General features: G+C 71.6%; 27 protein-coding genes and 1 riboswitch. Of the genes, 17 read left to right on the top strand and 10 right to left on the bottom strand.

Annotated elements, in window-relative coordinates; genetic code table 11:
* The 3 genes from ACZ6TB_RS12010 to rfbA all read right to left on the bottom strand — a co-directional run bounded on the left by ACZ6TB_RS12010 (nucleotide 1) and on the right by rfbA (nucleotide 3336).
* Nucleotides 1-1506, bottom strand: a complete 1506-nt coding sequence (locus ACZ6TB_RS12010; protein WP_465553412.1) for a sugar transferase — start codon at nucleotides 1504-1506, stop codon at nucleotides 1-3.
* Between the two features lie 349 nt (nucleotides 1507-1855).
* On the bottom strand, nucleotides 1856-2455 hold the full coding sequence (locus ACZ6TB_RS12015; protein ID WP_465553414.1) for a dTDP-4-dehydrorhamnose 3,5-epimerase family protein: 600 nt from the start codon (nucleotides 2453-2455) through the stop codon (nucleotides 1856-1858).
* On the bottom strand, nucleotides 2452-3336 hold the full coding sequence (rfbA, locus tag ACZ6TB_RS12020; protein ID WP_465553415.1) for a glucose-1-phosphate thymidylyltransferase RfbA: 885 nt from the start codon (nucleotides 3334-3336) through the stop codon (nucleotides 2452-2454). The genes ACZ6TB_RS12015 and rfbA overlap by 4 nt, the downstream gene beginning before the upstream one ends.
* A gap of 45 nt (nucleotides 3337-3381) precedes the next feature.
* On the opposite strand from rfbA, the gene rfbB reads away from it, so the two are divergent.
* The 11 genes from rfbB to ACZ6TB_RS12075 all read left to right on the top strand — a co-directional run bounded on the left by rfbB (nucleotide 3382) and on the right by ACZ6TB_RS12075 (nucleotide 14221).
* The gene (gene rfbB, locus ACZ6TB_RS12025; protein ID WP_465553417.1) at nucleotides 3382-4359 is read left to right on the top strand and encodes a dTDP-glucose 4,6-dehydratase; all 978 of its coding nucleotides are present in this window, start codon (nucleotides 3382-3384) and stop codon (nucleotides 4357-4359) included.
* The gene (gene rfbD / locus ACZ6TB_RS12030) at nucleotides 4359-5204 is read left to right on the top strand and encodes a dTDP-4-dehydrorhamnose reductase (RefSeq protein WP_465553419.1); all 846 of its coding nucleotides are present in this window, start codon (nucleotides 4359-4361) and stop codon (nucleotides 5202-5204) included. Before rfbB ends, rfbD begins: the two co-directional genes overlap by 1 nt.
* A gap of 367 nt (nucleotides 5205-5571) precedes the next feature.
* Nucleotides 5572-7134 (top strand): pectate lyase family protein, encoded by a 1563-nt coding sequence (locus tag ACZ6TB_RS12035; protein ID WP_465553421.1) that lies wholly within the window; start codon nucleotides 5572-5574, stop codon nucleotides 7132-7134.
* A gap of 93 nt (nucleotides 7135-7227) precedes the next feature.
* Nucleotides 7228-7614, top strand: a complete 387-nt coding sequence (locus tag ACZ6TB_RS12040; protein WP_465553423.1) for a DUF2255 family protein — start codon at nucleotides 7228-7230, stop codon at nucleotides 7612-7614.
* Nucleotides 7615-7623: 9 nt separating this feature from the next.
* Complete coding sequence (locus tag ACZ6TB_RS12045; protein ID WP_465553425.1) at nucleotides 7624-8646, top strand: aldo/keto reductase; 1023 nt, start codon at nucleotides 7624-7626, stop codon at nucleotides 8644-8646.
* A 544-nt stretch (nucleotides 8647-9190) separates the two neighbouring features.
* Complete coding sequence (locus tag ACZ6TB_RS12050) at nucleotides 9191-9568, top strand: (R)-mandelonitrile lyase (protein ID WP_465553426.1); 378 nt, start codon at nucleotides 9191-9193, stop codon at nucleotides 9566-9568.
* 129 nt (nucleotides 9569-9697) lie between these two features.
* Nucleotides 9698-10135 carry a DUF4232 domain-containing protein gene (locus ACZ6TB_RS12055; RefSeq protein ID WP_465553428.1) on the top strand — a complete coding sequence of 146 codons (438 nt, stop codon included), beginning with the start codon at nucleotides 9698-9700 and terminating at the stop codon, nucleotides 10133-10135.
* A complete protein-coding gene (locus tag ACZ6TB_RS12060; protein ID WP_465553430.1) occupies nucleotides 10126-11298 on the top strand; it encodes an erythromycin esterase family protein in 1173 nt (390 codons plus the stop codon). The genes ACZ6TB_RS12055 and ACZ6TB_RS12060 overlap by 10 nt, the downstream gene beginning before the upstream one ends.
* A gap of 110 nt (nucleotides 11299-11408) precedes the next feature.
* Entirely contained in the window at nucleotides 11409-11681 is a 273-nt protein-coding gene (locus ACZ6TB_RS12065; RefSeq protein WP_465553432.1) for a hypothetical protein, read from the top strand.
* Between the two features lie 111 nt (nucleotides 11682-11792).
* Nucleotides 11793-13370, top strand: coding sequence for a DHA2 family efflux MFS transporter permease subunit (locus tag ACZ6TB_RS12070; protein WP_465553434.1), 1578 nt, complete (start codon nucleotides 11793-11795; stop codon nucleotides 13368-13370).
* A gap of 71 nt (nucleotides 13371-13441) precedes the next feature.
* Nucleotides 13442-14221: a TolB family protein gene (locus tag ACZ6TB_RS12075; RefSeq protein WP_465553436.1), complete on the top strand. Its 780-nt coding sequence runs from the start codon at nucleotides 13442-13444 to the stop codon at nucleotides 14219-14221.
* Here the strand turns inward: ACZ6TB_RS12075 and ACZ6TB_RS12080 are convergent.
* Genes ACZ6TB_RS12080 through ACZ6TB_RS12095 form a run of 4 tightly spaced genes read right to left on the bottom strand, consistent with a single transcriptional unit; the run spans nucleotide 14211 to nucleotide 18160 of the window.
* Nucleotides 14211-14597 (bottom strand): PPOX class F420-dependent oxidoreductase, encoded by a 387-nt coding sequence (locus ACZ6TB_RS12080; RefSeq protein WP_465553438.1) that lies wholly within the window; start codon nucleotides 14595-14597, stop codon nucleotides 14211-14213. The two genes, ACZ6TB_RS12075 and ACZ6TB_RS12080, sit on opposite strands and share 11 nt — an antisense overlap.
* A 25-nt stretch (nucleotides 14598-14622) precedes the next feature.
* Nucleotides 14623-14832 carry a dodecin gene (locus tag ACZ6TB_RS12085; protein ID WP_465553440.1) on the bottom strand — a complete coding sequence of 70 codons (210 nt, stop codon included), beginning with the start codon at nucleotides 14830-14832 and terminating at the stop codon, nucleotides 14623-14625.
* The gene (locus tag ACZ6TB_RS12090; protein WP_465553442.1) at nucleotides 14829-17420 is read right to left on the bottom strand and encodes an ABC transporter permease; all 2592 of its coding nucleotides are present in this window, start codon (nucleotides 17418-17420) and stop codon (nucleotides 14829-14831) included. Before ACZ6TB_RS12090 ends, ACZ6TB_RS12085 begins: the two co-directional genes overlap by 4 nt.
* Nucleotides 17417-18160, bottom strand: a complete 744-nt coding sequence (locus ACZ6TB_RS12095; RefSeq protein WP_465553444.1) for an ABC transporter ATP-binding protein — start codon at nucleotides 18158-18160, stop codon at nucleotides 17417-17419. Before ACZ6TB_RS12095 ends, ACZ6TB_RS12090 begins: the two co-directional genes overlap by 4 nt.
* Nucleotides 18161-18271: 111 nt before the next feature.
* On the opposite strand from ACZ6TB_RS12095, the gene ACZ6TB_RS12100 reads away from it, so the two are divergent.
* From ACZ6TB_RS12100 to ACZ6TB_RS12120, 5 genes are all read left to right on the top strand, one after another.
* Complete coding sequence (locus ACZ6TB_RS12100; protein ID WP_465553446.1) at nucleotides 18272-19468, top strand: sensor histidine kinase; 1197 nt, start codon at nucleotides 18272-18274, stop codon at nucleotides 19466-19468.
* Nucleotides 19456-20112, top strand: a complete 657-nt coding sequence (locus ACZ6TB_RS12105) for a response regulator (RefSeq protein WP_465553448.1) — start codon at nucleotides 19456-19458, stop codon at nucleotides 20110-20112. Before ACZ6TB_RS12100 ends, ACZ6TB_RS12105 begins: the two co-directional genes overlap by 13 nt.
* A gap of 191 nt (nucleotides 20113-20303) precedes the next feature.
* Nucleotides 20304-20419, top strand: a riboswitch (SAM riboswitch).
* An 11-nt stretch (nucleotides 20420-20430) separates the two neighbouring features.
* The gene (locus tag ACZ6TB_RS12110; protein ID WP_465553450.1) at nucleotides 20431-21039 is read left to right on the top strand and encodes a GNAT family N-acetyltransferase; all 609 of its coding nucleotides are present in this window, start codon (nucleotides 20431-20433) and stop codon (nucleotides 21037-21039) included.
* A 9-nt stretch (nucleotides 21040-21048) separates the two neighbouring features.
* Entirely contained in the window at nucleotides 21049-21429 is a 381-nt protein-coding gene (locus ACZ6TB_RS12115; protein ID WP_465553452.1) for a VOC family protein, read from the top strand.
* A 3-nt stretch (nucleotides 21430-21432) separates the two neighbouring features.
* Nucleotides 21433-22146: a carbon-nitrogen hydrolase family protein gene (locus tag ACZ6TB_RS12120; RefSeq protein ID WP_465553453.1), complete on the top strand. Its 714-nt coding sequence runs from the start codon at nucleotides 21433-21435 to the stop codon at nucleotides 22144-22146.
* Here the strand turns inward: ACZ6TB_RS12120 and ACZ6TB_RS12125 are convergent.
* Together ACZ6TB_RS12125 and ACZ6TB_RS12130 are read right to left on the bottom strand one after the other, a co-directional pair.
* The gene (locus tag ACZ6TB_RS12125; RefSeq protein WP_465553455.1) at nucleotides 22143-22634 is read right to left on the bottom strand and encodes a hypothetical protein; all 492 of its coding nucleotides are present in this window, start codon (nucleotides 22632-22634) and stop codon (nucleotides 22143-22145) included. The genes ACZ6TB_RS12120 and ACZ6TB_RS12125 overlap by 4 nt on opposite strands.
* A gap of 16 nt (nucleotides 22635-22650) precedes the next feature.
* A complete protein-coding gene (locus ACZ6TB_RS12130; RefSeq protein WP_465553457.1) occupies nucleotides 22651-23490 on the bottom strand; it encodes a LysR family transcriptional regulator in 840 nt (279 codons plus the stop codon).
* Between the two features lie 81 nt (nucleotides 23491-23571).
* On the opposite strand from ACZ6TB_RS12130, the gene ACZ6TB_RS12135 reads away from it, so the two are divergent.
* Nucleotides 23572-24279 (top strand): SDR family oxidoreductase, encoded by a 708-nt coding sequence (locus ACZ6TB_RS12135; RefSeq protein WP_465553459.1) that lies wholly within the window; start codon nucleotides 23572-23574, stop codon nucleotides 24277-24279.
* Here ACZ6TB_RS12135 and ACZ6TB_RS12140 read toward each other — a convergent pair whose 3' ends face one another.
* Nucleotides 24280-25368 (bottom strand): hypothetical protein, encoded by a 1089-nt coding sequence (locus ACZ6TB_RS12140; protein WP_465553461.1) that lies wholly within the window; start codon nucleotides 25366-25368, stop codon nucleotides 24280-24282.
* Nucleotides 25369-25373: the final 5 nt, after the last annotated feature.

Genomic DNA, 25373 nt, shown 5'->3' on the forward strand with positions numbered 1-25373 from the left:
TCAATAGGCTCCAGAGCTTCGGACCACTGCACTTACCGTGCGCGCCAGGATCGCCAGATCCATGGCCAGGGACCAGTTTTCGACATAGGTGAGGTCGAGCCGGATCGACTCGTCCCAGGACAGGTCGGAGCGACCCGAGACCTGCCAGAGTCCGGTGAGGCCGGGCTTGACGGCCAGGCGGCGGCGCATGTCGGCCGGGTAGCCGGCGACCTCGCGGGCCAGCGGTGGCCGGGGACCGACCAGCGACATGTCGCCCTTGAGCACGTTCAGCAGCTGGGGCAGCTCGTCCAGCGAGAGCCGGCGCAACCAGCGGCCCACGGGCGTGATGCGCGGGTCGTTGCGCATCTTGAACAGCTCGCCGTCGGTGTCGTTGAGGTTCCGCAGCTCCTGCAGGCGCGCCTCGGCGTTCACCACCATCGTGCGGAACTTGTAGAGCACGAAGAGGCGGCCGTCCTTGCCGACCCGCTCCTGCGTGAAGATGACCGGCCCGCGGCCGCCCGGCCCGAAGGCGACCAGCGCCGACAGCGCGAGCAGGACCGGCATGCTCACCAGCAGCAGCACGAACGCGCCGACCCGGTCGAAGGCGGCCTTGATGAGGCGGGAGCTGCCCTTGAGGCGGGGGTGCTCGACGTGCAGCATCGGCAGGCCGTCGACCGGGCGGATGGTGGTGCGGTCGCCGGCCACGTCGACCAGCGTGCTGGCCACGATGAGGTCGATCTCGTCGCGCTCGAGCTGCCAGGCGAGCCGGCGCAGCGCGGGACCGTCGATCTCGGGGCAGGACAGCACCACGACCGTGTCGGCGCCGGAGAGCGTGACCGCCCCGGCCACGTTGTCGAAGTCGCCGAAGACCGTCGGCAGGCCGGGCAGCTCGTCGTCGATCGCGCCGGGCGGGACGCAGGCGCCGATGATGCCGAGGCCGTGGTGGCTCTCGCGGGCCAGCCGGCGGGTCATGTCGGCGATGGCTCGCGCGTGCCCGACCAGGATCACCTTGTGCAGCCGCTCGCCGGACGCCCACCGGCGGTGCAGCAATTGCCGGTAGAGGTAGCGGGCGCCGACGTCGAGCAACGTTGCCATGGGTAGCGCGATAATCACGTAACCGCGAGCCAAACGCAGGTCGAGCGCGAAGGAAAAAATGGCCAGCGTGGCGGTGAGGCCTAGTCCGGATCGGACTACCCGCGCGTATTCGTCGGTGCCTACGAAGAGGTGACGCGACTCGTACGCTCTGTTGATCGCCAGGACCGCGATCCAGGCGAGCGGGAATAGCAGCGTGAGCAGCAGGTAGTCGAGCAGGAAGGGCTGTGCGGCGTTCGACCCGAATCTCAGGAAGAGCGCGGAGGACGCTGCGACGAGGCCGACCGCGTAGTCGATGAGGTAGAGGCGGCGCGCGTACCGCCCGCGCCAGTCCATCCGGGGTACGGGCTGGCGGAACTCCGCCGCTCGCAATGTGGTGAGCTGCGGTTTTTCCGGTGTGATCTCGATGGTCGAACCATCGTCGATCGTCTGCACGCCTTGCCTCCGTCATTGATGGCGGTCAACCACGGTCCGTTTTTTCCTGGCCTGCCGGACATGCCCGTCCAGGCCACGCCTCTTTCATGTGAGACGGCGGGTGGTGGCCCGCCGGGCCCAGTAGCAGAGCCTCCCCATTCGAGTGGTCTTTCGGTAGAGCCTTACGTGTTAGAGGAATGGCGAATCGGATGATGCCAATTCCAAATGTGGTCCGATGCTGTCATATCGGGCGTACCGGACCCTCGGCACGACTTCCCTGCGTAACGTCCACGAAATTCCTTGCAACGAGCGAATCTCATACTCGATCGAACGGTACGGGTCAATCGGCCGAGCGGGAAAGCCGAATGTATTAAATCCGACGGTGTTCTTCGATATATGTGTTGCACGCATCGAAGCTCGGGAGCAGGCCGGTGGCTCGCGCCTCGGACAGCGACGGAGCGGCCGCGTCCTTCGTGGACAATAGCGGCGTTTCGCATGGCCACGCTATCCCCAGCTCGGGATCGAGCGGGTCGATGCCGTGCTCGTGCCCGGGCCGGTAGGTGCTGGAGCACAGATAAGTGACCGTGGCGCCCTCGGTGAGCGCGCAGAACGCGTGGCCCAGCCCCTCGGCCAGGTAGACCGCGCGGTGCTCCTGGTCGTCCAGCGGGACGGCCTCCCACGCGCCGAAGGTGGGCGAGCCGACCCGGATGTCGACGATCACATCGAGCACGGCGCCCGAGACACACGTCACGTATTTGGCCTGGCCCGGCGGCACGTCGGCGAAATGGATGCCGCGCACCACATCGCGGGCCGACCTCGACAGGTTGGCCTGGGCCAGATCGAGCGGATGCCCGACCGCCTCGGCCAGCTTGTCGAAGCGGTACCACTCCAGGAACTTGCCCCGCGCGTCGCCGTGCTGGACCGGGGTGACCTCCCAGGCGCCCTCGATGGTCAACGGCCGGATCTTCACAACGAACCCCCGAACCGGCCGGCCGCGAGCAGCCGCACCAGATAGTCCCCGTAGCCGCTCTTGAGCAGCGGCTCCGCCAGCGACCGTAGCGAATCGTCGTCGATGAAGCCCAGCCGCCAGGCCGCCTCCTCGACGCAGCCGATCTTGAGGCCCTGCCGCTCCTCGATGACCCGCACGTACTCCGAGGCCTGCACCATCGACTGGAAGGTGCCGGTGTCGAGCCAGACCGTGCCGCGGTCGAGCACGGTCACGTCGAGCCGGCCCTGGCGCAGGTACTCCTCGTTGACCGCGGTGATCTCCAGCTCGCCGCGCTCGCTGGGCACCAGCTTGTCGACGATCTGCACCACGTCGGCGTCGTAGAAATAGAGACCGGGAACGACGTACGTCGATCGCGGCTCGGAAGGTTTCTCCTCGATCGAGAGCACCTTGCCGGCCTCGTCGAACTCGACGACGCCGTAGCGCTCCGGATCGGAGACCGGGTAGGCGAAGACGCGACCGCCGGCCGGCGACGAGAAACGGGCGAGCTGCCGGCCCAGGCCGACGCCGTGGAAGATGTTGTCGCCCAGGATCAGGGCCACCGGCTGGTCGCCGATGAAGTCCGCCCCGATCTGGAAGGCCTGGGCGATGCCCTCGGGGCGCGGCTGTGACGCGTACGTCAGGCTCAGCCCCATGCTGCTGCCGTCGCCCAGCAGGCGCTCGAACAGCGGCTGGTCCTCCGGTGTCGTGATGACGAGAATCTCGCGGATTCCCGCCGACACCAGAGTGGTGAGGGGATAGTAAATCATCGGCTTGTCGAAGATCGGCATCAGCTGTTTCGACATGGCCATCGTGATCGGCCAGAGACGTGAGCCGGTACCACCGGCTAGCAGGATTCCGCGCACCGGAGGAGGCTATGCGTGGGCGTCAAGCCACTACACTCCCCACCCGTGCAGATTTTCGTGACCGGGGGTGCCGGTTTCATCGGCTCCGCCTACGTTCGGGCCCTCTTGCAGGACGAATACGCGGGCGCCGTGGGCGCCTCCGTGACGGTTCTGGATCTTTTGTCCTATTCCGGGAATCGGGCGAACCTTCCGGAGACGGACTCCCGGCTGCGGTTCGTGCAGGGTGACATAACCAACTCCGCGCTGCTGCGCGACCTCCTGCCGGGCCACGACGCGGTCGTCCACTTCGCCGCCGAGTCCCATGTGGACCGGTCGATCTCGGGCGCGCTCCCGTTCGTCACCACCAACGTGCTCGGCACCCAGACCCTGCTCGACGAGGCGCGCCGGGCCGGCGTCGGCCGCTTCCTGCACGTCTCGACCGACGAGGTGTACGGGTCGATCGACGAGGGATCCTGGACCGAGACCTGGCCGCTGGCGCCCAACTCGCCGTACGCCGCCTCGAAGGCCTCCTCCGACCTGATGGCCCTCGCCGCGCACCGCACCCACGGCATGGATGTGGTCGTCACGCGCTGCTCCAACAACTACGGCACGCACCAGTTCCCGGAGAAGGTCATCCCGCTGTTCGTCACCAACCTGCTCGACGGCAAGCAGGTGCCGCTCTACGGCGACGGCGGCAACATCCGGGACTGGCTGAACGTGACCGACCACTGCCGGGGCATCCAGCTCGCGCTCGAGAAGGGGCGGGCCGGCGAGGTCTACAACATCGGCGGTGGCACCGAGCTGAGCAACCGCGAGCTGACCGGCATGCTGCTGGAGGCGTGCGGCGCCGGCTGGGACATGGTGCGGCCGGTCACCGACCGCAAGGGCCACGACCGCCGCTACTCGCTCGACATCACCAAGATCAGCAACGAGCTCGGGTACGTGCCGCAGGTCTCGCTGGCCGACGGCCTCGCCGAGACGGTCGAGTGGTTCCGGAACAACCGGGCGTGGTGGGAGCCGCTGAAGGCCCGGAGCGCGCTCTGATGCGCTGGCTCGTGACCGGGGCCGGCGGGATGCTCGGCCAGGACCTGCTCGCCGTGCTGGCGGCGGTCGGCGAGCCGGATGTCGTCGCCGCGACCCGCGCCGATCTCGACATCACCTCGGCTGCGCAGGTGCGGGACGCGGTCGCCGGGGCGGACGTCGTGCTCAACGCGGCGGCCTGGACGAACGTCGACGGCGCCGAGACCGACGAGGAGGCGGCCACCGCGGTCAACGGGCACGGGGTCGCGCTGCTCGCGGACGCGGCCGGGAAGCGCCTGATCCACGTCTCCACGGACTACGTGTTCGACGGTTCGGCCACCACGCCGATCGCCGAGGAAACGGCGCAGAATCCCATCAACGCGTACGGCCGGAGCAAGGCGCTGGGGGAGCGAGCGGTCCTCGGCTCGGGCGGGTACGTGGTGCGGACCGCCTGGCTCTACGGCGAGCACGGACCCAATTTCGTCCGCACGATGCTGCGGCTGGCCGGCGAGCGGGAGACGGTCGACGTGGTCGACGACCAGGTGGGCCCGCCGACGTGGTCGTACGCGCTGGCCGGGCAGCTGGTCGCGCTGGGCCGGGCGGCCGTGGCCGGTTCCGCCGCGCCGGGCGCCTATCACGGCACCGCGGCCGGGTCGACGTCGTGGTTCGGGCTGGCGCGGGCGACCTTCGAGCTGGCGGCCCTGGACCCGTCGCGGGTGCGGCCGACGACCAGTGACCGGTTCGTCCGGCCGGCGCCGCGGCCGTCCTACAGCGTGCTCGGGCACGACCGCTGGGCCGGCACCGGGGTCGCGCCCCTGCCCGGCTGGCGTGCCCAGCTGGCCGAGGCGATGCCCGCGCTGCTCCGCTGACGCCTGCGCCGGCTGTTCCGCTGACGCCCTGCCGTGGCTGTTCCGCTGACGCCCTGCCCTGGCTGTTCCGCTGACGCCCTGCCCTGGCTGTTCCGCTGACGCCTGCTCCCGCTGCGTCGCTGATGCCCGCTCGGCGGTGGGCGGCGCGCGGTGGGCGGCGCGCGGTGGGCGGCGCGCGGCGGGCGGCGCGCGGCGTTCGGCGGCGCGCCGAGGTCCCGGGCGGCCCCCTTGGCGTCCGGGAAACTTTCTTCTTGTCTCCGTCATAGATGTGTCTCTATTCTCGCACAGGTAAGCGCTTTCCTGCCTCGTGGGGCCGCCGGCGACGGCGGCAGGCAGGTGTTTCACCGACACGAGAAGCGAGGCAAGGATGAGACGCACCATCGCTGCCCTGGCCACCGGCGCGGCAGTCGCCGCCGTGGCCGTCGGCCTGCCCACCCTGCACGCCGACGCCGCCGCGGTCGGCACGGCCACCGGCTACGCGTCCCAGAACGGGGGCACGACCGGCGGCAACGGCGGCGCCACCGTGCGGGCCACCACCGGCACCCAGATCCACCAGGCCCTGTGCAGCCGGGCCAGCAGCAGCACCCCGATCACCATCGAGGTCGAGGGCACCATCAACCACGGCAACACGACCAAGGTCTCCGGCGACAGCTGCAACACGGCCGCCGACAAGATCGAGCTCAAGGAGATCAGCAACGTCACGATCATCGGGGTGGGCGGCGGGGCGGTCTTCGACCAGCTCGGCATCCACATCCGGGACTCGCGCAACATCATCATCCAGAACGTGACGGTGCGGAACGTCAAGAAGTCCGGCTCGCCGACCTCCAACGGCGGCGACGCGATCGGCATGGAGAGCACCGTCCGCAACGTCTGGGTCGACCACGTCAACCTCGAGGCGTCGGGTGGCGAGGACGCGGGCTACGACGGCCTCTTCGACCTGAAGGACGACGTCCAGTACGTGACGTTGTCGTACGCCTACCTCAAGAACTCGGGCCGCGGCGGCCTGATCGGCTCGAGCGAGAGCGACACCGGGAACAGCTTCATCACGTTCCACCACAACCGCTACGAGAACATCGATTCCCGTACGCCGTTGCTGCGCGGTGGGATCGCCCACATCTACAACAACTTCTACTACAGCCTCAACGAGTCGGGCATCAACTCGCGGGCCGGCGCCCGGGCGAAGGTCGAGAACAACTACTTCCAGAACTCGATGAACGTCCTCGGCACGTTCTACACCGACGCGGCCGGCTACTGGCAGGCGTCGGGGAACATCCTCGACAACGTGACCTGGTCGGCCAAGGACAGCGAGACGAACCCGGCGGGCCCGAGCATGCCGTCCACCACGACGGTGAGCGTGCCCTACTCGTACGGGCTGGACAACGCCTCTTGCATCCCGTCGATCGTGCGCCAGACCGCGGGCGCCAACCTGGGCATGCGTACGTCGACCGGCAGTTGCTCGACCACGAGCGGTCCGTCCCCGACCACGCCCAACCCGACGTCGCCCAGCCCGACGTCGCCCAGCCCGACCACCCCCAACCCGACGACGCCGACGCCGACCACGCCGAGCGGCACGAACCTGAGCATCGGCGCCGGCTCGGACGGCTCGAGCAAGGCCAGCGGCACCAGCTACGGCGACGTGCGCGACGGCAGCCTGACCACCTACTGGTCGCCGAACGGCAGCACCGGCTACATCTCGATCAAGTGGAGCAGCGCCACCACCGTCGCCCGCATCAACATCCGCCTGGCGAGCGGCGGCGGCACGATCGGCAGCTACCGGGTCCTGAACGGCGACACCGGCGCCGTCCTCAAGACCGGCTCCGGCTCCGGCGTCATCACCTTCGCGAGCACCTCGCTCAAGAAGATCACCTTCGACATCCCGAGCGCGTCCGCGGCCCCGCGGATCGCCGAGTTCGAGACGTACGCGTCCTAGCCGAACCCGGGGCCGCCGGTGAGCGGCGGCCCCGGCCTGCCCGGTACTGACAGAACCTCCCTGATGCCCCGGCCGCGCGTCTACGGTCGGGGCATGCACGCGTGGACCGAGGACGAGCTCCGCCGGATCGGCGAGGCCGACGAACTTCAGATCAGCTCCTACCGGGCCGACGGCAGCCTGCGCCCGTACGTGACCATCTGGGTGGTCCGCGACGGCGACGGCATCTACGTGCGGAGCGCCTACGGCGCGGGCAACGGCTGGTTCCGGCGCCTGCGATCCGTCGGTCGCGGCCGCATCCGGGCCGGCGGCGTCGAGCGCGACGTCAGTGTGGCCGACGCTTCGCCGGCCGCTCATGACGGCATCGATCGCGCATACCACGGCAAGTACGACCGGTACGGCCCGGCGATCGTCGGCTCGGTCACCGGCGCGAAGGTCGCCGGCGTCACGATCCGGCTGTCACCGCTTGCACACCACGTCTGAGGAGGACCGATGGAACTGAGGCCGTTGGGGCGCACCGGCGTCCAGGTCAGCTCGCTGTGCCTGGGCACCATGATGTTCGGCGACTGGGGCACCAAGGACCACGACGAGAGCATCCGCATCATCCACCGGGCGCTCGACGCCGGGGTCAACTTCGTCGACACCGCCGATGTCTACTCGCAGGGAGAGTCCGAGGTCATCGTCGGAAAGGCCCTCAAGGGGCGGCGCGACAACGTCGTACTGGCCAGCAAGTTCTTCATGCCTTTCGACGACGACCCCAACCATCGCGGCGGCTCCCGGCGGTGGATCATGACCGCGGTCGAGAACTCGCTGCGCCGGCTCGGCACCGACCATCTCGATCTCTATCAGATGCATCGGTACGATCCGGAAACCGACCTGGACGAGACGCTCGGCGCGCTGACCGACCTGGTGCGCGCCGGCAAGGTGCGCTACATCGGCCACTCCACGTTCCCGGCGTCGGCGCTGGTCGACGCTCAGTACGTCGCCCGCGACCGGGGCCGCGAACGGTTCGTCACCGAGCAGCCGACGTACTCGATCCTCACCCGCAACGCCGAACACGAGATCCTGCCCCTCACCCGCCGGTACGGGATGGGCGTGCTCTCGTACAGCCCGCTCGCCGGGGGTTGGCTCTCCGGCCGTTACCGCCATGGCGCCTCCTCCGGCCCGGCGTCGGCGGCCCGGCAGCGGCTCGCCAACCGGTTCGACATGGCGCTCCCGGAGAACCAGCGCAAGCTCGACGCCGCCGACGCACTGGCGAAACTGGCCGACGAGGCCGGTCTGACCCTGATCCAGCTGGCGATCGCGTTCGTGCTCCGCCACCCGGCGATCACGTCCGCCATCGTCGGGCCGCGCACGATGGAGCACCTGGAGTCGCAGCTGGCGGCCTCGGGGGTCGCGCTGTCCACCGAGGTCCTGGACCGGATCGACGAGATCGTGCCGCCCGGGGTGACGCTGAATCCTGCTGATAACGGTTGGGTCAGCCCGTTCCTGAGTGCTGAGGCGCGGCGGCGTTGACGCTGGTTGCGGGGCTGCACGCGTGTGGCGGAATCAAGCCTGTGGATAACGTTCGTGAAATGTCGTAGGCGGCTGGTTGAATCCCACCCACCCAAAAGGGTGGGGGAGGCGGTGGCTGGGGGCGGCCGAGGAGATCAAAAACCCGCTCGGCGGCCGGAGAGCCAGGACCGGAGAGCCGGACCGCTGGGCCGGGTGAAGCCAAACCGCCTGGCCAAACCGCTGGGCGTGCCAAACCGCTGAGCGGTGCGAATGCGCTGGGCGGTGCGAACGCGCTGGGCGGTGCGAATGCGCTGGGCGGTGCGAACGCGCTGAGCGGTGCGAATGCGCTGAGCGGTGCGAATGCGCTGAGCGGTGCGAATGCGCTGGGCGGTGCCAATGCGCTGGGCCGGGCCGGAATGCAACCGCCGGGCCGGCCGGGAGTCAAACCCGCCGGGGTCAGGCAGGCGAACCGCCAGGCCAGGGAGACCGAAACCGCCGCCTCTGCGGGAGTCTGACGAGGAGCCAGGCCGCCCAACGCACCCACCCAAAGCCTCCGGAGGCAACCATGGAGATCACCCGCAAGCAGCCCACCACCAAGGGCCCATCCGAGATGTTCACCGGCGACGTCTGGTTCGACGTCATCGCGGCGGCCGGAACGCAACGGGTCAACATCGTCCGGTTCTCGCCGGGCGCGCACACCGCCTGGCACCGGCACGTCAACGGGCAGACCCTGCACGTGACCGAGGGCCGCGGGCTGATTCAGGCCCGGGGTGGGGAGATCCTCGAGATCCGGCCCGGCGACACCATCTGGACGCCGCCCGGCGAATGGCACTGGCACGGCGCCGCGCCGGGGCACTTCATGGCTCACCTCGCCATGTGGGAGGGGATCGCCGAGGGGCAGGACGGGCCGGAGACCGAATGGGGCGAGCACCTCTCGTACTGAGGAAAGCCCCGATACGGCATGATCGTCGCAATGCGAGCCCGTGGTGTGCCCCTGGCGGTCGTCGTCCTTCTGGCCGGATGTGCCGGATGTGCCGGATGTACGCGAGGGCAGCCGGCGCCGAACGATCCGATGCCGACCGTCGTCGCAGTCTCGTCCGCCGCGGCGTCCTGCCCCGCCTCCGGGCTGCGGATCAGCGCCGAGCGCGGGGAGTCCGCCGCCGGCTACCGGGAGATGAGCCTGTTCCTGGAGAACTGCGGCGCCAAGGACTACAACCTGCAGGGCCGCCCGGACATCGTGGTGCTCGGCGAGGACCGGAACCCGCTTCCGGTCCGGGTCGAGCCGAACAAGCTCGTCACCGGCTCGCCCCGGCGGATCGTGCTGAAGCCGGGCAACAAGGCGATGTCGCTGCTGTCCTGGCACGGCACGGTCGAGGCCGGCAAGGAGGTCTCGACCGGAGCGTTCCTCGCCGTGGCGCCGCTCGCGGGCACCGAGCACCAGACCGTCACGCCGCCCGCGCCGCTCGATCTCGGCACGACCGGGCTCCTGGAGGCCACCGCGTGGAACTGACGACGCTCGACCCGTACGCGCCGCTCGATGATCTTGAGCCGTTGGCCGGGCTGATCGGTGAGGCCCGGGTGGTGGGGATCGGCGAGTCCGCCCACCACATCCGCGAGTATCAGCTGCTGCGGCACCGGCTCGTGCGCTTTCTGGTGGAGCGGCTCGGCTTCACCGGCGTGGCGTTCGAGTCGGGCTTCAGCGAGGGCCTGGCGGTCGGCGGCTGGATCCGGGGCGGGGAGGGCGATGGCGACGAGATCATCCGGCGCGGCCTGACGTACCGCTTCGGGGAGAGCCCGGAGACCCAAGACCTGCTGCGCTGGTTGCGCTCCTTCAACGGCCCCATGTCGTACGCCGGGCTCGACCTCCCGGCCGATCTTGCTTCCCCGCTCGGCGCCCTCGACAGCGTCGGCCGGTATTTCGAGCCGCTCGACCCCGGCGCCGTCGAGCTGGTCGCGTCGGCGCGGAAGCTGGCCGGGCAGTTCGCGGGCGAGCACACGATGCCGGCGTTCGCGAAATACCGCGCGATGGCCGAGGCCGACCGGGACCGGCTCACCGTGGCGCTGGCCGAGCTGGAGACCAGGGTCGACACGCTGCGCCCGCTCTACCCGCCGGACGACGGCTACGCCACGATGCGGCACGAGCTGCGGCTGGTGGTGCTGCTCGACCGGATGCTGCGGGCGCAGGCCACCGGTCAGCTCGCCGTGAACGTGCGGGACGCGGCCATGGCCGCGACGGCGCACCATCTGCTGGACCACGGGGCCGGCCGGCTGGTGATCAGCGCGGCCAACAACCACCTTGCCCGTACGCCGATGCGGGTCGGCGACGCCCTCCGGGTGCCGGTTCTCGGCTGTCATCTTTCGGCAGCTCTGGGCGACGGCTACGTGGCCGTCGGCGTCACCGCCACGGGCGGCCGCACCTCGGCCCGCCGGGCCGCCCCGGCCCAGGTCAGCGGCGTCGAGTCGTACGCGACCGAGCTTCCGCCCCCGGCCCCGGGCAGCGTCGAGGAGATGCTGGCCGGTGACCTGCGCGTGGCCGACCTGCGACCGCTGCGGGGCGGTGGCCCGGAGCGGACCCGGGTGCTCGACACCTACTTCGACGTGCCGGTCGCCGACGCGTTCGACCTGGTCGTGAACGTGCCGCTGGTCGATGTGACGGCGCCGGTCGGGGGATGACCCTGAGTCCGGACGGGTGGCGGGTCCGGCGGAAACCCGGAGGCGATCTGTAGCGCGTCGGGCGCACTCTGAAGTCACAGCAGAAACACAGACACCCGGAGATGATTCAGATGCGAACCCAGCTTCTCGCCGCTCGTGCCGCCGCCCTCTTCGCCAGCGAGCTGCCCACCGGCTCGCGACCCGCCGCGCCGGCCGTTCAGGCCGCCATCGCGACTGCCGTCCACGCGTACGGTGGCAGCCGTGGTTGTGTCGCCATGATGGCCGCCGCCTACGGTGACTACCCCGAGACCGCGGCCCCGCGCATGCGGTGGGCGCTCAGCGTGATCTCCCAAGCGCCCGGGGCGCGCCGGCCCGAACCGGAGCGGCAGCTCGTCGCCGCCTGAGAATGCCCTGAGTGACGGGGCTCACCCTGACGGAAAAAGGGATGCTTGTCAGCACGCGTCGATGGAAGGATTCGAGCCGACAACGACTCACCGTAATTCCTGGAGCGTCACGTGACTGATCAAGCCGCCGCGCCGCCCACCAAGCTGGACGGCGCCGTGCTCAAGATCGCCGGCGTGGTGGTGCTCGGCGCGATCATGTCGATCCTCGACATCACCGTCGTCAGCGTCGCGCTGCCGACCTTCCAGACCGAGTTCAACGCCACCTACGCACAGGTCGCCTGGACCCTCACCGGCTACACGCTGGCCCTGGCCACCGTCATCCCGCTGAGCGGCTGGGCCGCCGACCGGTTCGGCACCAAGCGCCTCTACATGCTGGCGCTGTTCCTGTTCACGGCCGGCTCCGTGCTCTGCGCCACGGCCGGCTCGATCGAGCAGCTCGTCGGCTACCGGGTGCTGCAGGGCCTCGGCGGCGGCATGCTGATGCCGCTCGGCATGACGATCATGACGCGCGCGGCCGGCCCGCAGCGCATCGGCCGGCTGATGGCCGTCCTCGGCATCCCGATGCTGCTCGGCCCGATCGGCGGCCCGATCCTGGGCGGCTGGCTGATCGAGGCGGCGAGCTGGCACTGGATCTTCCTGATCAACCTGCCGATCGGCATCATCGCGCTGATCTACGCGCAGTTCGCGCTGCCCAAGGACGCGCCGCACCCGTCGGAGTCCTTCGACTTCCTCGGCATGCTGATGCTGTCGCCCGGCCTCGCCCTGTTCCTCTACGGCGTGTCCTCGCTGCCGCAGGAGGGCACGATCTCGGCGCCCAAGGTCTGGATCCCGATGCTGATCGGCGCGCTGCTGGTCATCACCTTCGTGCTCTACTCGTTCAAGCCCAAGCACCCGCTGCTCGATCTGCGGCTGTTCAAGAACAAGCGGCTGACCGTCTCGACCGTCTCGCTGTTCGTCTTCGTGATCGCGTTCATGGGCTCCGGCCTGCTGTTCCCCAGCTACTTCCTGCAGGTGCGCGGCGAGTCGACGCTGCACGCGGGTCTGCTGATGGCGCCGCAGGGCATCGGCGCGATGATCACGATGCCGATCGCCGGCATGCTGGCCGACAAGATCCCGGTGGGCCGCACGGTCCCGTTCGCGATGCTGCTGATCGGCGCCGGGTTCTTCACGTTCACCCAGGTCGGCACCGACACGTCGTACGTGCTGCTGTGCGGCTCGCTGTTCGTGATGGGCCTCGGCATGGGCGGCACGATGATGCCGATCATGACCTCGGCGCTGCGGACGCTCAACCACCACGACGTGGCCCGCGGCTCGACCCTGGTGAACATCCTTCAGCAGATCGGCGGCTCGATCGGCACGGCGACCATGTCGGTCATCCTGACCAGCCAGCTCAACGGCTCGCCGGTCATCCCGGGCGCGACGAACCCGAAGACGGGCGAGCCGATCACCGAGGCCGGCGCCGCGATCGCCCACCAGCAGGGCGTGGCGTTGCCGCTCCCGCCGAACATCCTCGAGCGCGGCCTGCAGTTCGTGGCCGACTCGTTCGCCCACACGTTCACGGTCGGCTGGATCCTCATGCTGACGGTGTTCATCCCGATCGCCTTCCTGCCCCGCAAGCGGGAGGCCGCGCCCGCGGCCCCGGCCGGCGGTGACGGCGAGGTCGTCGAGCCCCCGGTGATGATCCACTGAGCCGGACGCTCGCCGGCGGACAGCGGTGCCGAGTCCTGATCTTCGATCCGGGATCCGGCACCGCTTCGGTCGTGCACGAGAGCACGACGGTCCTGTTCGAGGCGCCGAACTGGGCCGCCGGCGACCGGCTCGTGCTGAACGGGGACGGGCTGCTCTGGGCCCTGTCGCTCGACGGGACGCCGCCGGTGGAGATCGTTTTCGACGAGCTGCCGCCGCTCAACAACGACCATGTTCTCGGGCCGGACGGGCTCGTCTACATGTCGGCCGACGACGGGCACGTCTACGAGGGATCGCTGCGCGGCGGCGCCGTCCGGCGGGTCACCCCGGATGACGGTTTCCTGCACTTCCTGCACGGGGTGAGCCCGGACGGGTCGTCCCTCGCCTACGTCGGCATCACGCCGGGGGAGTGGACGTCGGGCACGCTGTGGACCATCGGGACCGACGGTTCCGGCAGTCGGCAGCTGACCTTCGGGCCGGGCGCCGACGACGGGCCGGAGTACTCGCCCGACGGCGAGTGGATCTACTTCAACACCGAGCGCTTCGCCGGCGCCAACGCGCAGATCGCCCGGATTCGTCCGGATGGCACCGGATTGGAGCAGCTCACCTTCGACGAGCGGGTGAACTGGTTCCCGCATCTGGCCGGGTCCCGGGCGGTCTACCTGAGCTTCCCGCCCGGGACGGCGGGGCATCCGGCCGATCTGCCGGTTCGGCTGCGGCTGGTCGACGGGGACGACTGGCGGTCGGCCCGCACGGTCGTCGAGCTGCCCGGCGGCCAGGGGACGATCAACGTCAACAGCTGGTCGCCGGCCGGGGATCGGTTCGCGTACGTGGACTACCCGATCACCCGGTGACCCGGTCGGCCTCGATACGGACGATCAACCGGACCTGATCGCGGCCGCCGAACCACGGGTAGGGGCGGCCCAGGTACCGCTGGGACAGCTCGTCGATGTGCTCGGCGGCGCCGTGCTCGGTCACCTCGAGCACCCGGCCGCGCACGGCGACGTACCGGCTGGGGTGCTCGGGGTCGGCGACCGCGAGGGCCACCCGCGGGTCGCGCTCGATGTTGCGGACCTTCTGGTGCCCGCGCACGGTGTTGATCACGACGTGCTTGCCGTCGGTGTCCGCCCAGACCTCGGTGATCTGCGGCGAGCCGTCGGGCATGAGCGTCGTGAGGAAGCAGAGGCTGGGCCGGCGCAGGAGCTCGACCAGGTTCTCGGGAAGATCCACGCGCCAACTGTAGGCCGGGCGCCGATCAGTCCTCGACGCGGAAGCCGATCTTGAGCCGCACCTGGTAGTGCGCGACCTCGCCGTCCACCACCTGCCCGCGGATCTCCTGCGTCTCGAACCACTCGATGTTCCGCACGGTCTGCGCCGCCTTGGCGATCCCGGTGCGGATGGCGTCGTCGATGCTGGTCGGGCTGCTGCCGACGATCTCGCTGAGCCGGTACACGTGGTTGGTCATGTCACCCTCCTCAAAAGCCAATCCCACCACGCCGTGCCGGTTCGCCGCATCGTCTCGCGCGGGTGGGTGCCGCCCTCGTCGGTTCCCGGCCGCATCGCGAAGCGGGTGGCGACGGCGATCGCACCCCACGCGAGCGCGACGGTGAGCGCCACGATCGCCAGAAGCCCGAACACCGAGAAGTGGGGTACGGGCGAGCCGGTCAGCGCCCGGCCGAAGCCGGCCAGGGGCGGGATCGCGGCCGCCAGGCCGAACAGCAGCGCGGCGGCGACGACGATCCGCGCCTCGCCGGCCATCATCGCGCGGACCTGGCGCGCGGCGGCTCCGGTCAGTCGCAGCGCCGCGAACTCACGGGCCCGATCCACGGTCGCCATCACCAGCGTGTTCACCACGGCGATCGCGATGTAGCCCAGCAGCACGACCTGGAACAGCAGGTTGAGCGCCCAGTCGCCGTCGCCGCCGGTCCCGGGCGGCGCCGGGAACGCCTCCCGGCCACCGACCTCGACCGCGGGGTACGCCGGCAGGCCGCCCCCGTCCGCCGACCGGACCAGGATCGCGGCGTCGACCCGCGCGGTGGTGTGCGCGAGGACGAGGTCGTGGGGCAGGGTGACGTCGCCGAAACCGAGGCCGTTCTCGTAGATCGCCACCAGCCGCGGCCGGACCGGCGTGCCGTCGCCCAGATGCATGTCGACCGTCCCGCCGAGCCGGGCGTGGACGGTCCGCGCGGCGACCCGGCTCAGCGCCACGGCCTCGCCCCGCAGGCCGGCGATGTCGCCCGCGAGCACGGCCAGGTCCATGGTCTCGCCGAGTCCCTCGGGTGCGACGCCCTGCGCGGCGTAGACCTTCGTCACGGTGCTGTCCTCGGACGGAAAGGTCACCAGCACCCGGGTACGGGCCACCGGCGTCGCCGCAACGACGCCCGGCGCCGCGCGCACGGCGTCCACCAGCCCGGGCGGCAACCCGGCGCCGGACGACGCGGTCAGCACCCGATCGGCCCGCAGTCCCTGGGCGACCTGGTGACCGGCTCCGGCGATCGTCGTCGACGCGGCGAAGACCTGCACGGCGGCGAGGGCCACGCCCATGGCCAGGGGTGTGGCGGCGGCGCTGAGCCGGCGCCCGCCGGCGCGCGCGTTGGCCAGGGCGAGGAAGCCGGCGGCGGTGGACGGCCGGTTCACCAGCCGCCCGAGCAGCCGGACGGCGCCGGCCATCAGCAGCGGTCCGAGACACGCGAGCGCCACCACGAACAGGAGAACCGCGCTCGCGGCGGTGTCGGCGACGGAGTCTCCGGCCGACGCCACGTCGCCGAGCGTCACCAGAAGCCCGAGCGGGACGAGCAGGAGGCCGATGGCCGGCCGGATCCGGCCGATCCGCCGGGGCTCGATCGGGATGTCGCCGAGCGCCTCGACCGGGCTGACCCGGGCGACCCGCCGGGCGACCAGGCGACCGGACAGCCGGGCGCTGATCATGCAGAGCACCAGGGCGGCCAGGACGGGCAGGACTCCCCACCGGATCGGGAAGTCCGGCGGCATCGCCCCGGCCCGGACGAACACCTCGCGCATCACGATCGCCAGGGCCGCGCCGGGGAGCGCGCCGGCCAGCCCGCCGGCGAACGAGACCAGGGTCATCTCGGCACTGATCATCCCTTGTACCTGCCGGGGCGTGGCGCCGACCGCGCGCAGCAGGGCCAGCTCCCGCCGGCGCTGCCGCACCGACAGCGCGAGGGTGCTCGCCACCACGAACACCACGATCAGCACCATGGTCCCGCCGAACGACGCCGCCGATTCCACCACCAGGCCGCGGGCGTCGCCGACGTCGAGGAACTCCACGTCGCCGCGTCCCTCGCCAGTGGCCACCACCGCGCCCGGCACGGCGGCCCGGACGAGCGTGGCCAGCCGCCGCGGGTCGGCGCCGGGCGCGGCGAGCACGCCGATGGCGTCGACCCGGTCCGGCCGGCCGGACAGCTGGGCCGCCCGTGCGTCGGTGAAGAAGAGCGCGGACTGCCGCCGCGACCCGCCGACCACACCCACCACTTTGTACGACGAGGGGACCGCGCCGGCGACGATCCGTACCGTCGCGCCGGGCGCCAGGCCGCGCCGGGCCAGGCCGGCGTCCACCACGACCTCGTCCGGCGCGGCGGGCGCACGGCCCTCGCCGAGCCGGAACGGCGCGAGTGCGGCCGCGGACCAGCCGTGCCCGAACGCGGGAACGTCCTCCCGGACCGGCAGGCCCACCGGCACGCTCACGTCGCCGATCGCGGACCGGACGCCGGGCACGGCGGCAACGGCGGCGACCCGGCCGGCGGGGAGCGTGACCCGCTCGCCGAAGCGGACCGAGGAGCTCTCGTCCAGCCGGAACGACTGCGCCCCGCCGACGACGACCGCCGCGCCCGCGTACCGCTCGGGGGCGACGCCGCTCGCCAAGCCGGACTGCAGCAGGGTTCCGCACGCGGTGATCACCGCCGCACCGGCGGCGATCGCGACGAAGGAGCCGGCGAAGCCGCCCTTCCGGTCCTTGATCGTCTTCCAGGCCAGGGACAGGTCCCCGGGCATCGGCACGGCGAGCCGGATCAGCCGCCGGATGCGGCGCCTCACCAGTCGCCCAGGTGCGTCATGCGGGCCGCGATCTGCTCCGGCGCGGGCCGGCTCAGCTCACCCGCGAGCCGGCCGTCGGCCAGGAACATCACCGCGTCGGCGTGGGCGGCGGCGACCGGGTCGTGGGTGACCATCAGCACCGTCTGCCCCATGTCGTCCACCACCCGCCGCAGCAGCTCGAGCACGTGCCGCCCGGTGCGGGTGTCCAGCGCGCCGGTCGGCTCGTCCGCGACCACCACCTCCGGCCGGTTGATCAGCGCGCGGGCGATCGCGACCCGCTGCTGCTGGCCGCCGGAGAGCTCGCTCGGCCGCCGCGCGAGGTGATCGCCGAGGCCGACCGCGGCCAGCGTCTCCCGCAGCAGCGCGTGGTCGATCCGGCGCTCGGCCAGCCGCAGCGGCAGCGTGACGTTCTCGGCCACGGTCAGCGCGCCCAGCAGGTTGTAGGCCTGGAAGACGAAGCCGATCCGATCCCGGCGCACCTCGGTGAGCGCGGCCTCGCCCAGGCGGGACAGCTCGACGTCACCGAGCCAGACCGCGCCCGAGGTCGGCCGGTCCAGCCCGGCCGCGCAGTTGAGGAACGTGCTCTTGCCGGACCCGGACGGGCCCATCACGGCGGTGAACGTGCCGCGCCGGAAGCCGGCGGTCGCCGAGTCGAGGGCGCGTACCGCGTTCTTCCCCGACCGGTAGTGCTTCGACACGGCGTCCAGGCGCAGGGCGTACGGCTCATTCGTTGATCTCACGCCGTCCGACGCTAGGTTCCGGCGAGGCCCGGGCCGATACCCCGGACCACCGGATATGGACTACAGCTAGCTGTAGTGACGCGGGCGTCGCCGAGCGGGCAGACTCGGCACGTGTCGAAAACGGGGCGGTGGCTGCGGGTGCGACGGGCCGGGGTCTACCTGCTGGGCTCGTTGTTCTCCGGCGTCGTCACGGTGCTCGCGCTGCCGCTGCTGTGCGTGCCGCGGCTCGCCCGGCTCTGGGCGGGCTGGCATCGGGAGCGTGCGGGGCGGTTGCTCGGCCTGCCGCCGGCATCGCCGGCCACCGCGGGCGCGGGCGCGGCGGAGCTTCGGGCCGGCGCGGGCGCGGGTCCGACCTCGCGGGCGCTGCTCTGGCTGCCGGTGCAGGCGCTGACCGGGGTGGCGCTCGGCCTGCCGGCGCTGCTCTGCGTGGGCAACATCGTGGTCGCGGTGATCGCCGCCTCGCTCTGGTGGGCGTTCGGGTCGCGGGACGGGCCGCGGCTCTTCGTCGACGTGCCCGTGCACGGCTGGGCGACCGCGCTCACCCTCGGTCCACTGCAGATCGTCCTGCTCGCCTTCCTCGCCTACCTGTGCTTCCCGCCCATGGCCCGCGCGCACGCCCGGGTCTGCCTGGCGGTGCTGTCGCACACGACCGACGAGGAGCTGGCCGAGCGGGTCGCCGTGCTGACCCGCACCCGCGCCGACGTGCTCGACGCGCACGGCGCGGAGCTGCGCCGGATCGAGCGCGACCTGCACGACGGCACGCAAGCCCGGCTCGTGGCCATCGCGATGCGGCTGGCCGTGGCCCGCCAGGCCTTCGCCGACAACCCGCGCGACGAGCAGTTCGTGGCCGACCTGCTGCGGGACGCGCACGAGGGGACGGAGGAGGCGATGACCGAGTTGCGCGAGGTGATCCGCACCGTCTACCCGCCGATCCTCGCCGACCGGGGTCTCGACGGCGCGCTGACGGCCGTGACCTCGCGCTGCGGCGTGCCGGCCCGGCTCGACATGGGCGACCTCGGGCGGGTGCCGGCGGCGGTCGAGGCCACGGTCTACTTCGCGGTCGCCGAGGCGCTGACCAACGTCACCAAGCACAGCCGTGCGACCGCGGCCGGCGTCCGCGTCAGCCGCACCGCCGACCGGCTGTCGGTGGTGATCACGGACAACGGCACCGGCGGCGCCGACGATCGGCGGGGGACCGGCCTCGACGGGATTCGTCGCCGGGTTCTCGCGCTCGACGGCGCCCTCGCCCTCGACAGCCCGGCCGGCGGCCCGACGGCGATCACCGTGGAGCTGCCGTGCGGGTCGTGATCGCCGAGGACAACGTCCTGCTCTCCACCGGGCTGGAACTGCTGCTGGGCCGGGCCGGCTTCCGCATCGCGGCCGTCGCCGAAGACGCGGACGCGTTCCTCGCCGCCGTCCGGGAGTATCGGCCCGACGTCACGATCGTCGACATCCGGCTGCCGCCGTCGTTTCGTGACGAGGGCATCCGGGCCGCCCTCCAGGCGCGCCGGGAGCACCCCGGCCTGCCGGTCCTGGTGCTGTCGCAATATGTGGAGCAGCAGTACGCCGCCGAGCTGCTCGCCACCGCCGGCGGTGGCGTCGGCTACCTGCTCAAGGACCGGGTCAGCCGGGTCGACGAGTTCGTCGACGCGCTGCGCCGGGTCGCGGCCGGCGGCACCGCGATGGATCCCGAGGTCATCGCCCAGCTCGTCCGCCGCGCCGGCGACCCGATCGACGCCCTCACGCCGCGCGAACGGGAGGTGCTCGCCCTGATGGCCGAGGGACACGACAACAACGCGATCGCCCGCCAGCTGGTCATCACCGACAACGCCGTCCACAAACACATCGGCAACATCTTCGCCAAGCTGGGCCTCACCGTGACCGACAGCGGCCACCGTCGCGTTCTCGCCGTTCTCGCCTACCTCAACGCCGCCGGTCCTGCGCCCGCCTGAACGCGCGGCCGCCGGGGTGAGTGGTTCGCCCCCGGTTGCGGCGGGGCGGGCGCTGGCGGGCGGCGCTGGCGGGCGGGCGCTGAGGGCGGGCGCTGGCGGGCGGGCGCTGAGGGCGGGCGTCGCGCAGCGGGCGTCGCGCGGCGGTGGAATCGCCTTGCGCGGCGAGCGCTGTGGATGCCAAGGTGTCGGCAGGTCATGAGTGCCAGCGTTCAGCCCCGGCTTGCTGGCCGGCAACCCTCCTTTCGCGGGCGGGGTGCCCCGGGTGAGGACCGGGTCCGGCGCACGGGGCGCCGGGCAAGTCGCGAATGGAGCGTTGCCATGCCCTTTCCCGCTGCCGTCACGTCGTCGCCCGTTCTCGAGGGCGACCGGCTGCGTCTCGAGCCGCTCGACCGGCGCCACGCCGCCGACCTCGCGCTCGCCGCCGAGGAGAGCCGGGACGCGTACCGCTTCACCTGGGTGCCGCGGGCCGAGGAGGCCGGCGACTACATCGAGGAACAGCTCGGGCGGGCCGCGACCGGGTGGCTGATGCCGTTCGCGCAGATCTGGCGCGGGCGCGCGGTCGGGGCGACGGCCTATCTGGACCCGCGGCTCTGGCCCGGCCGCGACGAGCTCTTCGCGGTGGAGATCGGCTTCACCTGGCTGGCGGCCTCGGCCCAGGGGACCGGCCTCAACACCGAGGCCAAACACCTGCTTTTCGGGTACGCGTTCGAGCAGTGGCGGGTCCAGCGGGTCGACCTGAAGACCGACGCCCGCAACGGCCGCTCCCGGGCGGCGATCGAGCGGGTCGGCGGCCGGTTCGAGGGCGTGCTGCGCTCGTTCGGCCGGTCGTGGGCGCCCGGAGAGGAGGGCCGGCTGCGCGACTCGGCCATCTTCTCGGTGCTGGCCGCGGAATGGCCCGCGATCAAGGCCGCCGGCCGGAAGCCTTAGGCTCACACCATGGCGAGCCGGATCGGGGACATGATCGTCGACTGTGCCGACGCCGAGCTGCTGGCCACCTTCTGGTGCGACGTGCTCGGCTACCGCGTCTTCGCCCGGGACGACACCGGCGTGGCCATCCGCGGCGCCCCGGCCAGCCCCGACATCCTGTTCATCCGGGTGCCCGAGCGGAAGACGGCGAAGAACCGGCTGCATTTCGACGTGTGCCCGACCGACCGCTCCCAGGACGAGGAACTGGCCCGCCTGGTCGCCCTCGGCGCGCGCGAGTCGTCGATCAAGGGCAGCGGCTCGTGGGTCGTGCTCGAAGATCCGGAGGGCAACGAGTTCTGCCTGATGGCGAAGCGGATCCCGGCCGAGCCCGAGCCGTTCCACGAGGCCTGACCGGTGCGGATCGCGGCCTGCCAGACCCCGGAGATTCTCGGCGACGTGGACGCCGCGATCGCCGTGGTGCGCGACTTCGCGGGCCGGGCGCCGGATGCCGACCTGCTGCTGTTCCCGGAATGCTTCCTCCAGGGATATCTGGTCACCGAGCAGCACGTACGCGGGACGGCCCTCGAACTGGGCTCGCCCGGGCTCGCGGACGTCGTCGCCCGCCTCCCGGAGCGGCAGACGCTGGTGCTCGGGATCATCGAGCGGCGGGGCACGCGGTTCTTCAACACGGCGCTGGTGCTCCGCGGCGGCCGGGTGCTCGGCGCGTACCGGAAGATGTTCCTGACCCGCGGGGAGTCGGTGTTCACGGCGGGCGACGGCTATCCGGTGTTCGAGTGCGCGGGCGTCCGGTTCGGCCTGAACATCTGCTTCGACGCGCAGTACCCGCAGGCGGCGCGGGCGGTGGCGGCGGCCGGCGCCCGGGTGGTGCTGCATCCCGCGCAGAACATGATGCGGCGGGAGAGCGCCCGGTGGTGGCAGCATCGGCACAACGAGTTGCGTGCTCAGCGCGTACGGGAAACCGGTTTGGCCTGGATTTCGGCCGATGTGACCGGCGAGCGTGACGGGTCGCGCCTGGGTCTCGGGCCGACCGCCGTGCTTGATCCGACGGGGCGCGTCGTGGCGCAGGTGCCGGCGGGCGAGGTCGGCTTCGTGACCGCCGACATCTAGACGAGCGGATCCTCCTCGTCGTCGCGGAGCTTGGCCGCCCAGCACAGCGCGCCGCCCCAGGTGTTGGCGAAGATGGCGGCGCCGAGGAAGACGCGGCGCTCGGCCCGGCTGTTGGCCAGCCACTCGGCCCGCGTGACCTGCTGGTAGCGGTCGCCACGAAGCTTGAGGGCGTAACCGGTGTCGGTCCGCACCGAGTTGCCGGCGGGATTGGCGGCCATGCCCGAGGCCATGATGGCGAAGCCGAGCAGCGAGCCCACGATCAGGCCGGCGCGCACGCCGTTCGGCAGGCGGGTGACCAGCTTCCAGTCGCCCTGCCCGCCCTCCTCGGCGATGGCGAACAGCCCGCCGACCGCGGCCGGGATCGCGCAGGCCAGCGCCGCCCACACGAGCAGCACGCCGGCCCGGGGACCGCCGTGCACGGACGCGTCGATGACCATGGGCAGGCAGACGAGAATGCCCACGATGGACCAACCCGCGGTGATCGCCATGCCCGCAGGGTAGGCCTCAGAGGCGAACGGCGGCGCGGACCAGGCCGGCGAGGGCGCGGGACCGGCTCTGCGGGGGCCAGGCGATCACCGTGGTCACGGCCGGGGCGTCCGGCACCGGTACGGCGACGAGCCCGTGACTCAGCTGACCGCGGCACGACTCGGGCAGCACCGCCGTCGTGCGGCCGAGCTGGATCAGCTGCAGCAGCTGGGTGTGGTCGTGCACCTCGGGGCCCGGCCCGTCCGGATAGGAGCCGTCGCGGCACGGCCAGCGCGGCATCGGCAGGTCGGGAATCGCGGCGAGGTCGGCCATCGACAGCGACGACCGGGTGGTCAGCGGGTGGCCGGCGGGCAGCACCGCGACCTGGCCCTCGGTCTGCAGGTCCTCGACGTCGAAGCCGGTGGCGGCGTCGAACGGGCGGTGCAGCAGCGCCACGTCGGCCCGGCCGTCACGCAGGAGCCGCTCCTGCTCGCCGACCCCGCACAGGAGCACCTCGACCGCCACGGCGCCGGGCTCCGCCGCGTATGCGTCGAGAAGTTTGGCCAGCAGCTCGCTCGACGCGCCCGCCTTGGTGACCAGCACGAGGCCGGGTTTGCCGGCGCCCGCCCGGCGGGTGCGCCGATCGGCCGCCGCCACCGCGTCGAGCGCCGCCCGCCCCTCGGCCAGCAGCACCGACCCGGCCTCGGTGAGCGTCACGGCCCGGCTGGATCGTTCCAGGAGCGTGACGCCGAGTCGCCGTTCGAGCTGCTGGATGGCCCGGGACAGCGGCGGCTGCGCGATGCCGAGGCGATCGGCCGCCCGCCCGAAGTGCAGCTCCTCGGCGACCGCGACGAAATAGCGCAGCTCCCGTGTCTCCATGCCGCCAACGATACCCGCGGGGTATCGCCGGGTACTCAGACGGTGTTGGCCGCCACGGCCCCGCGCGCCCAGGATCGACTCATGAGCGAGACGAAGATTGCGCTGGTCACCGGCGCGAACAAGGGGATCGGGTACGAGATCGCGGCGGGGCTTCTGGCGCTGGGATGGACCGTGGGCGTCGGCGCCCGCGACGACGAGCGCCGCCAGACCGCGGTGGCGAAACTCGGCGGCAAGGCCTTCGAGGTGCCGCTCGACGTGACCGACGACGAGAGCGTGGCCGCGGCCGCCGAGCAGCTCGAGAGCGGCGGCCTGGACGTGCTGATCAACAACGCCGGCATCACCGGCGGGATGCCGCAGGACCCGATCGGCGCCGACCTCGACGCCGTGCGGCGGGCGGTCGAGACCAACGTGATCGGCGTCATCCGGGTCACCAACGCGATGCTGCCGCTGCTGCGCCGGTCGGCGTCGCCGCGCATCGTGAACATGTCGAGCACGGTCGGCTCCCTCACCCGGCAGACCTCGAGCGGGGACACCGGGCCGATCTCGGTCGCCTACTCGCCGTCGAAGACGTTCCTGAACGCGGTGACCGTCCAGTACGCCAAGCAGCTGCGGGACACCAACATCCTGATCAACGCGGGCTGCCCCGGCTTCACCGCGACCGACCTGAACGGCTTCCGCGGCGTGCGGACGCCGGAGCAGGGCGCGGCCATCGCGATCAAGCTGGCGACGATCCCCGACGACGGCCCGACCGGCGGCTTCTTCGACGACAACGGCGTCATCCCCTGGTGATCATTCACCGTCCCGTATGCGGGCGCGTTCGACGCCGAGCCGGCTCTGGCCCACCATCAGCCGGTTGACGATGACGGTCAGGGGCGGTCCGCCGGAGCGGTAGCGCCAGTAGGGGCTGCCGCCGAGCGCGTCGACCACCTCGGCCTTCTCGATCTCCCCGTTGGCCACCTTGTGCAGCGAGAACGGGGCGTGGCGGAAGCGCGAACGGTGCTCGTCGAAGTCGGTGATGACCGTCCCGTCGTGCTTCTCGACGTAGGCCTCCAGCCATCCGAGGCGGCGCTCGAGGTTGCCGCCGGCGCCGGGCCGGAAGGGAACGTACGCCGCGGCGAAGGTCAGGAACTCGTCGTGCTCGCGTTGCCGGAAGGACACCGCCGCGCTCGCGATCACGGGCAGCGCCGGGGCGTGCCGGGCCGGCCGGAACTCCTCGACCAGCAGGTAGAGCTGCGGGACGCCGGTGTAGTCGGCGTACAGCGGGTCGAGGACGGTCGGCACGAACAGCAGCCGGCCGACCAGGTCGCCGAAGACCGCGCCCCGGCTCACGATGTCATCGATCAGCCGGGCGCGGATGTCCTCGGGGAGGCCGACCGGGACGCCCTCGTGGGCGATCCCGGTGGCCGACGCCGACATGAACCACAGGCGTCCCCGGTCGGTCAGCCGGTCGCGCAGGCGAACGCAGCCGTACCCGCCGTTCAGCATGGCGCTCTTGCCGGTCAGGTTGAACACCGACAGCGAGGGGTCCACCTCGCGCAATGCCGCGACCTCGGCGCGATCGGCGGGATAGAGGTTGTCCAGGGCCATCTCGCGGCTCGTCATGCCGTGCGCGGTGTGAAACAGCCCGGGCGACCGCGGGAACCATTCCGAGACGGCGAAGTTGCCGAGCCGGACGACCGACCCGCTGCGCACGCGTTCGCCGAGGACCGCCCGCCAGAACTCGTCGTTGGTCGAGAAGCTCACGTCGGGACCACCGGCGCCCGCGCGCTTGCTGAGGATGAGATTGGCCGTTCCCAGCTGCGCGTCGACGGCGGCGCCCACCTCCTCGTCGCCGTTCAGCACGAGCGCGGTCCGGCGCTCCGGGGCGTTGTCGGTCATCGTGC

This window comes from Actinoplanes sp. NPDC051537 (assembly GCF_055586105.1).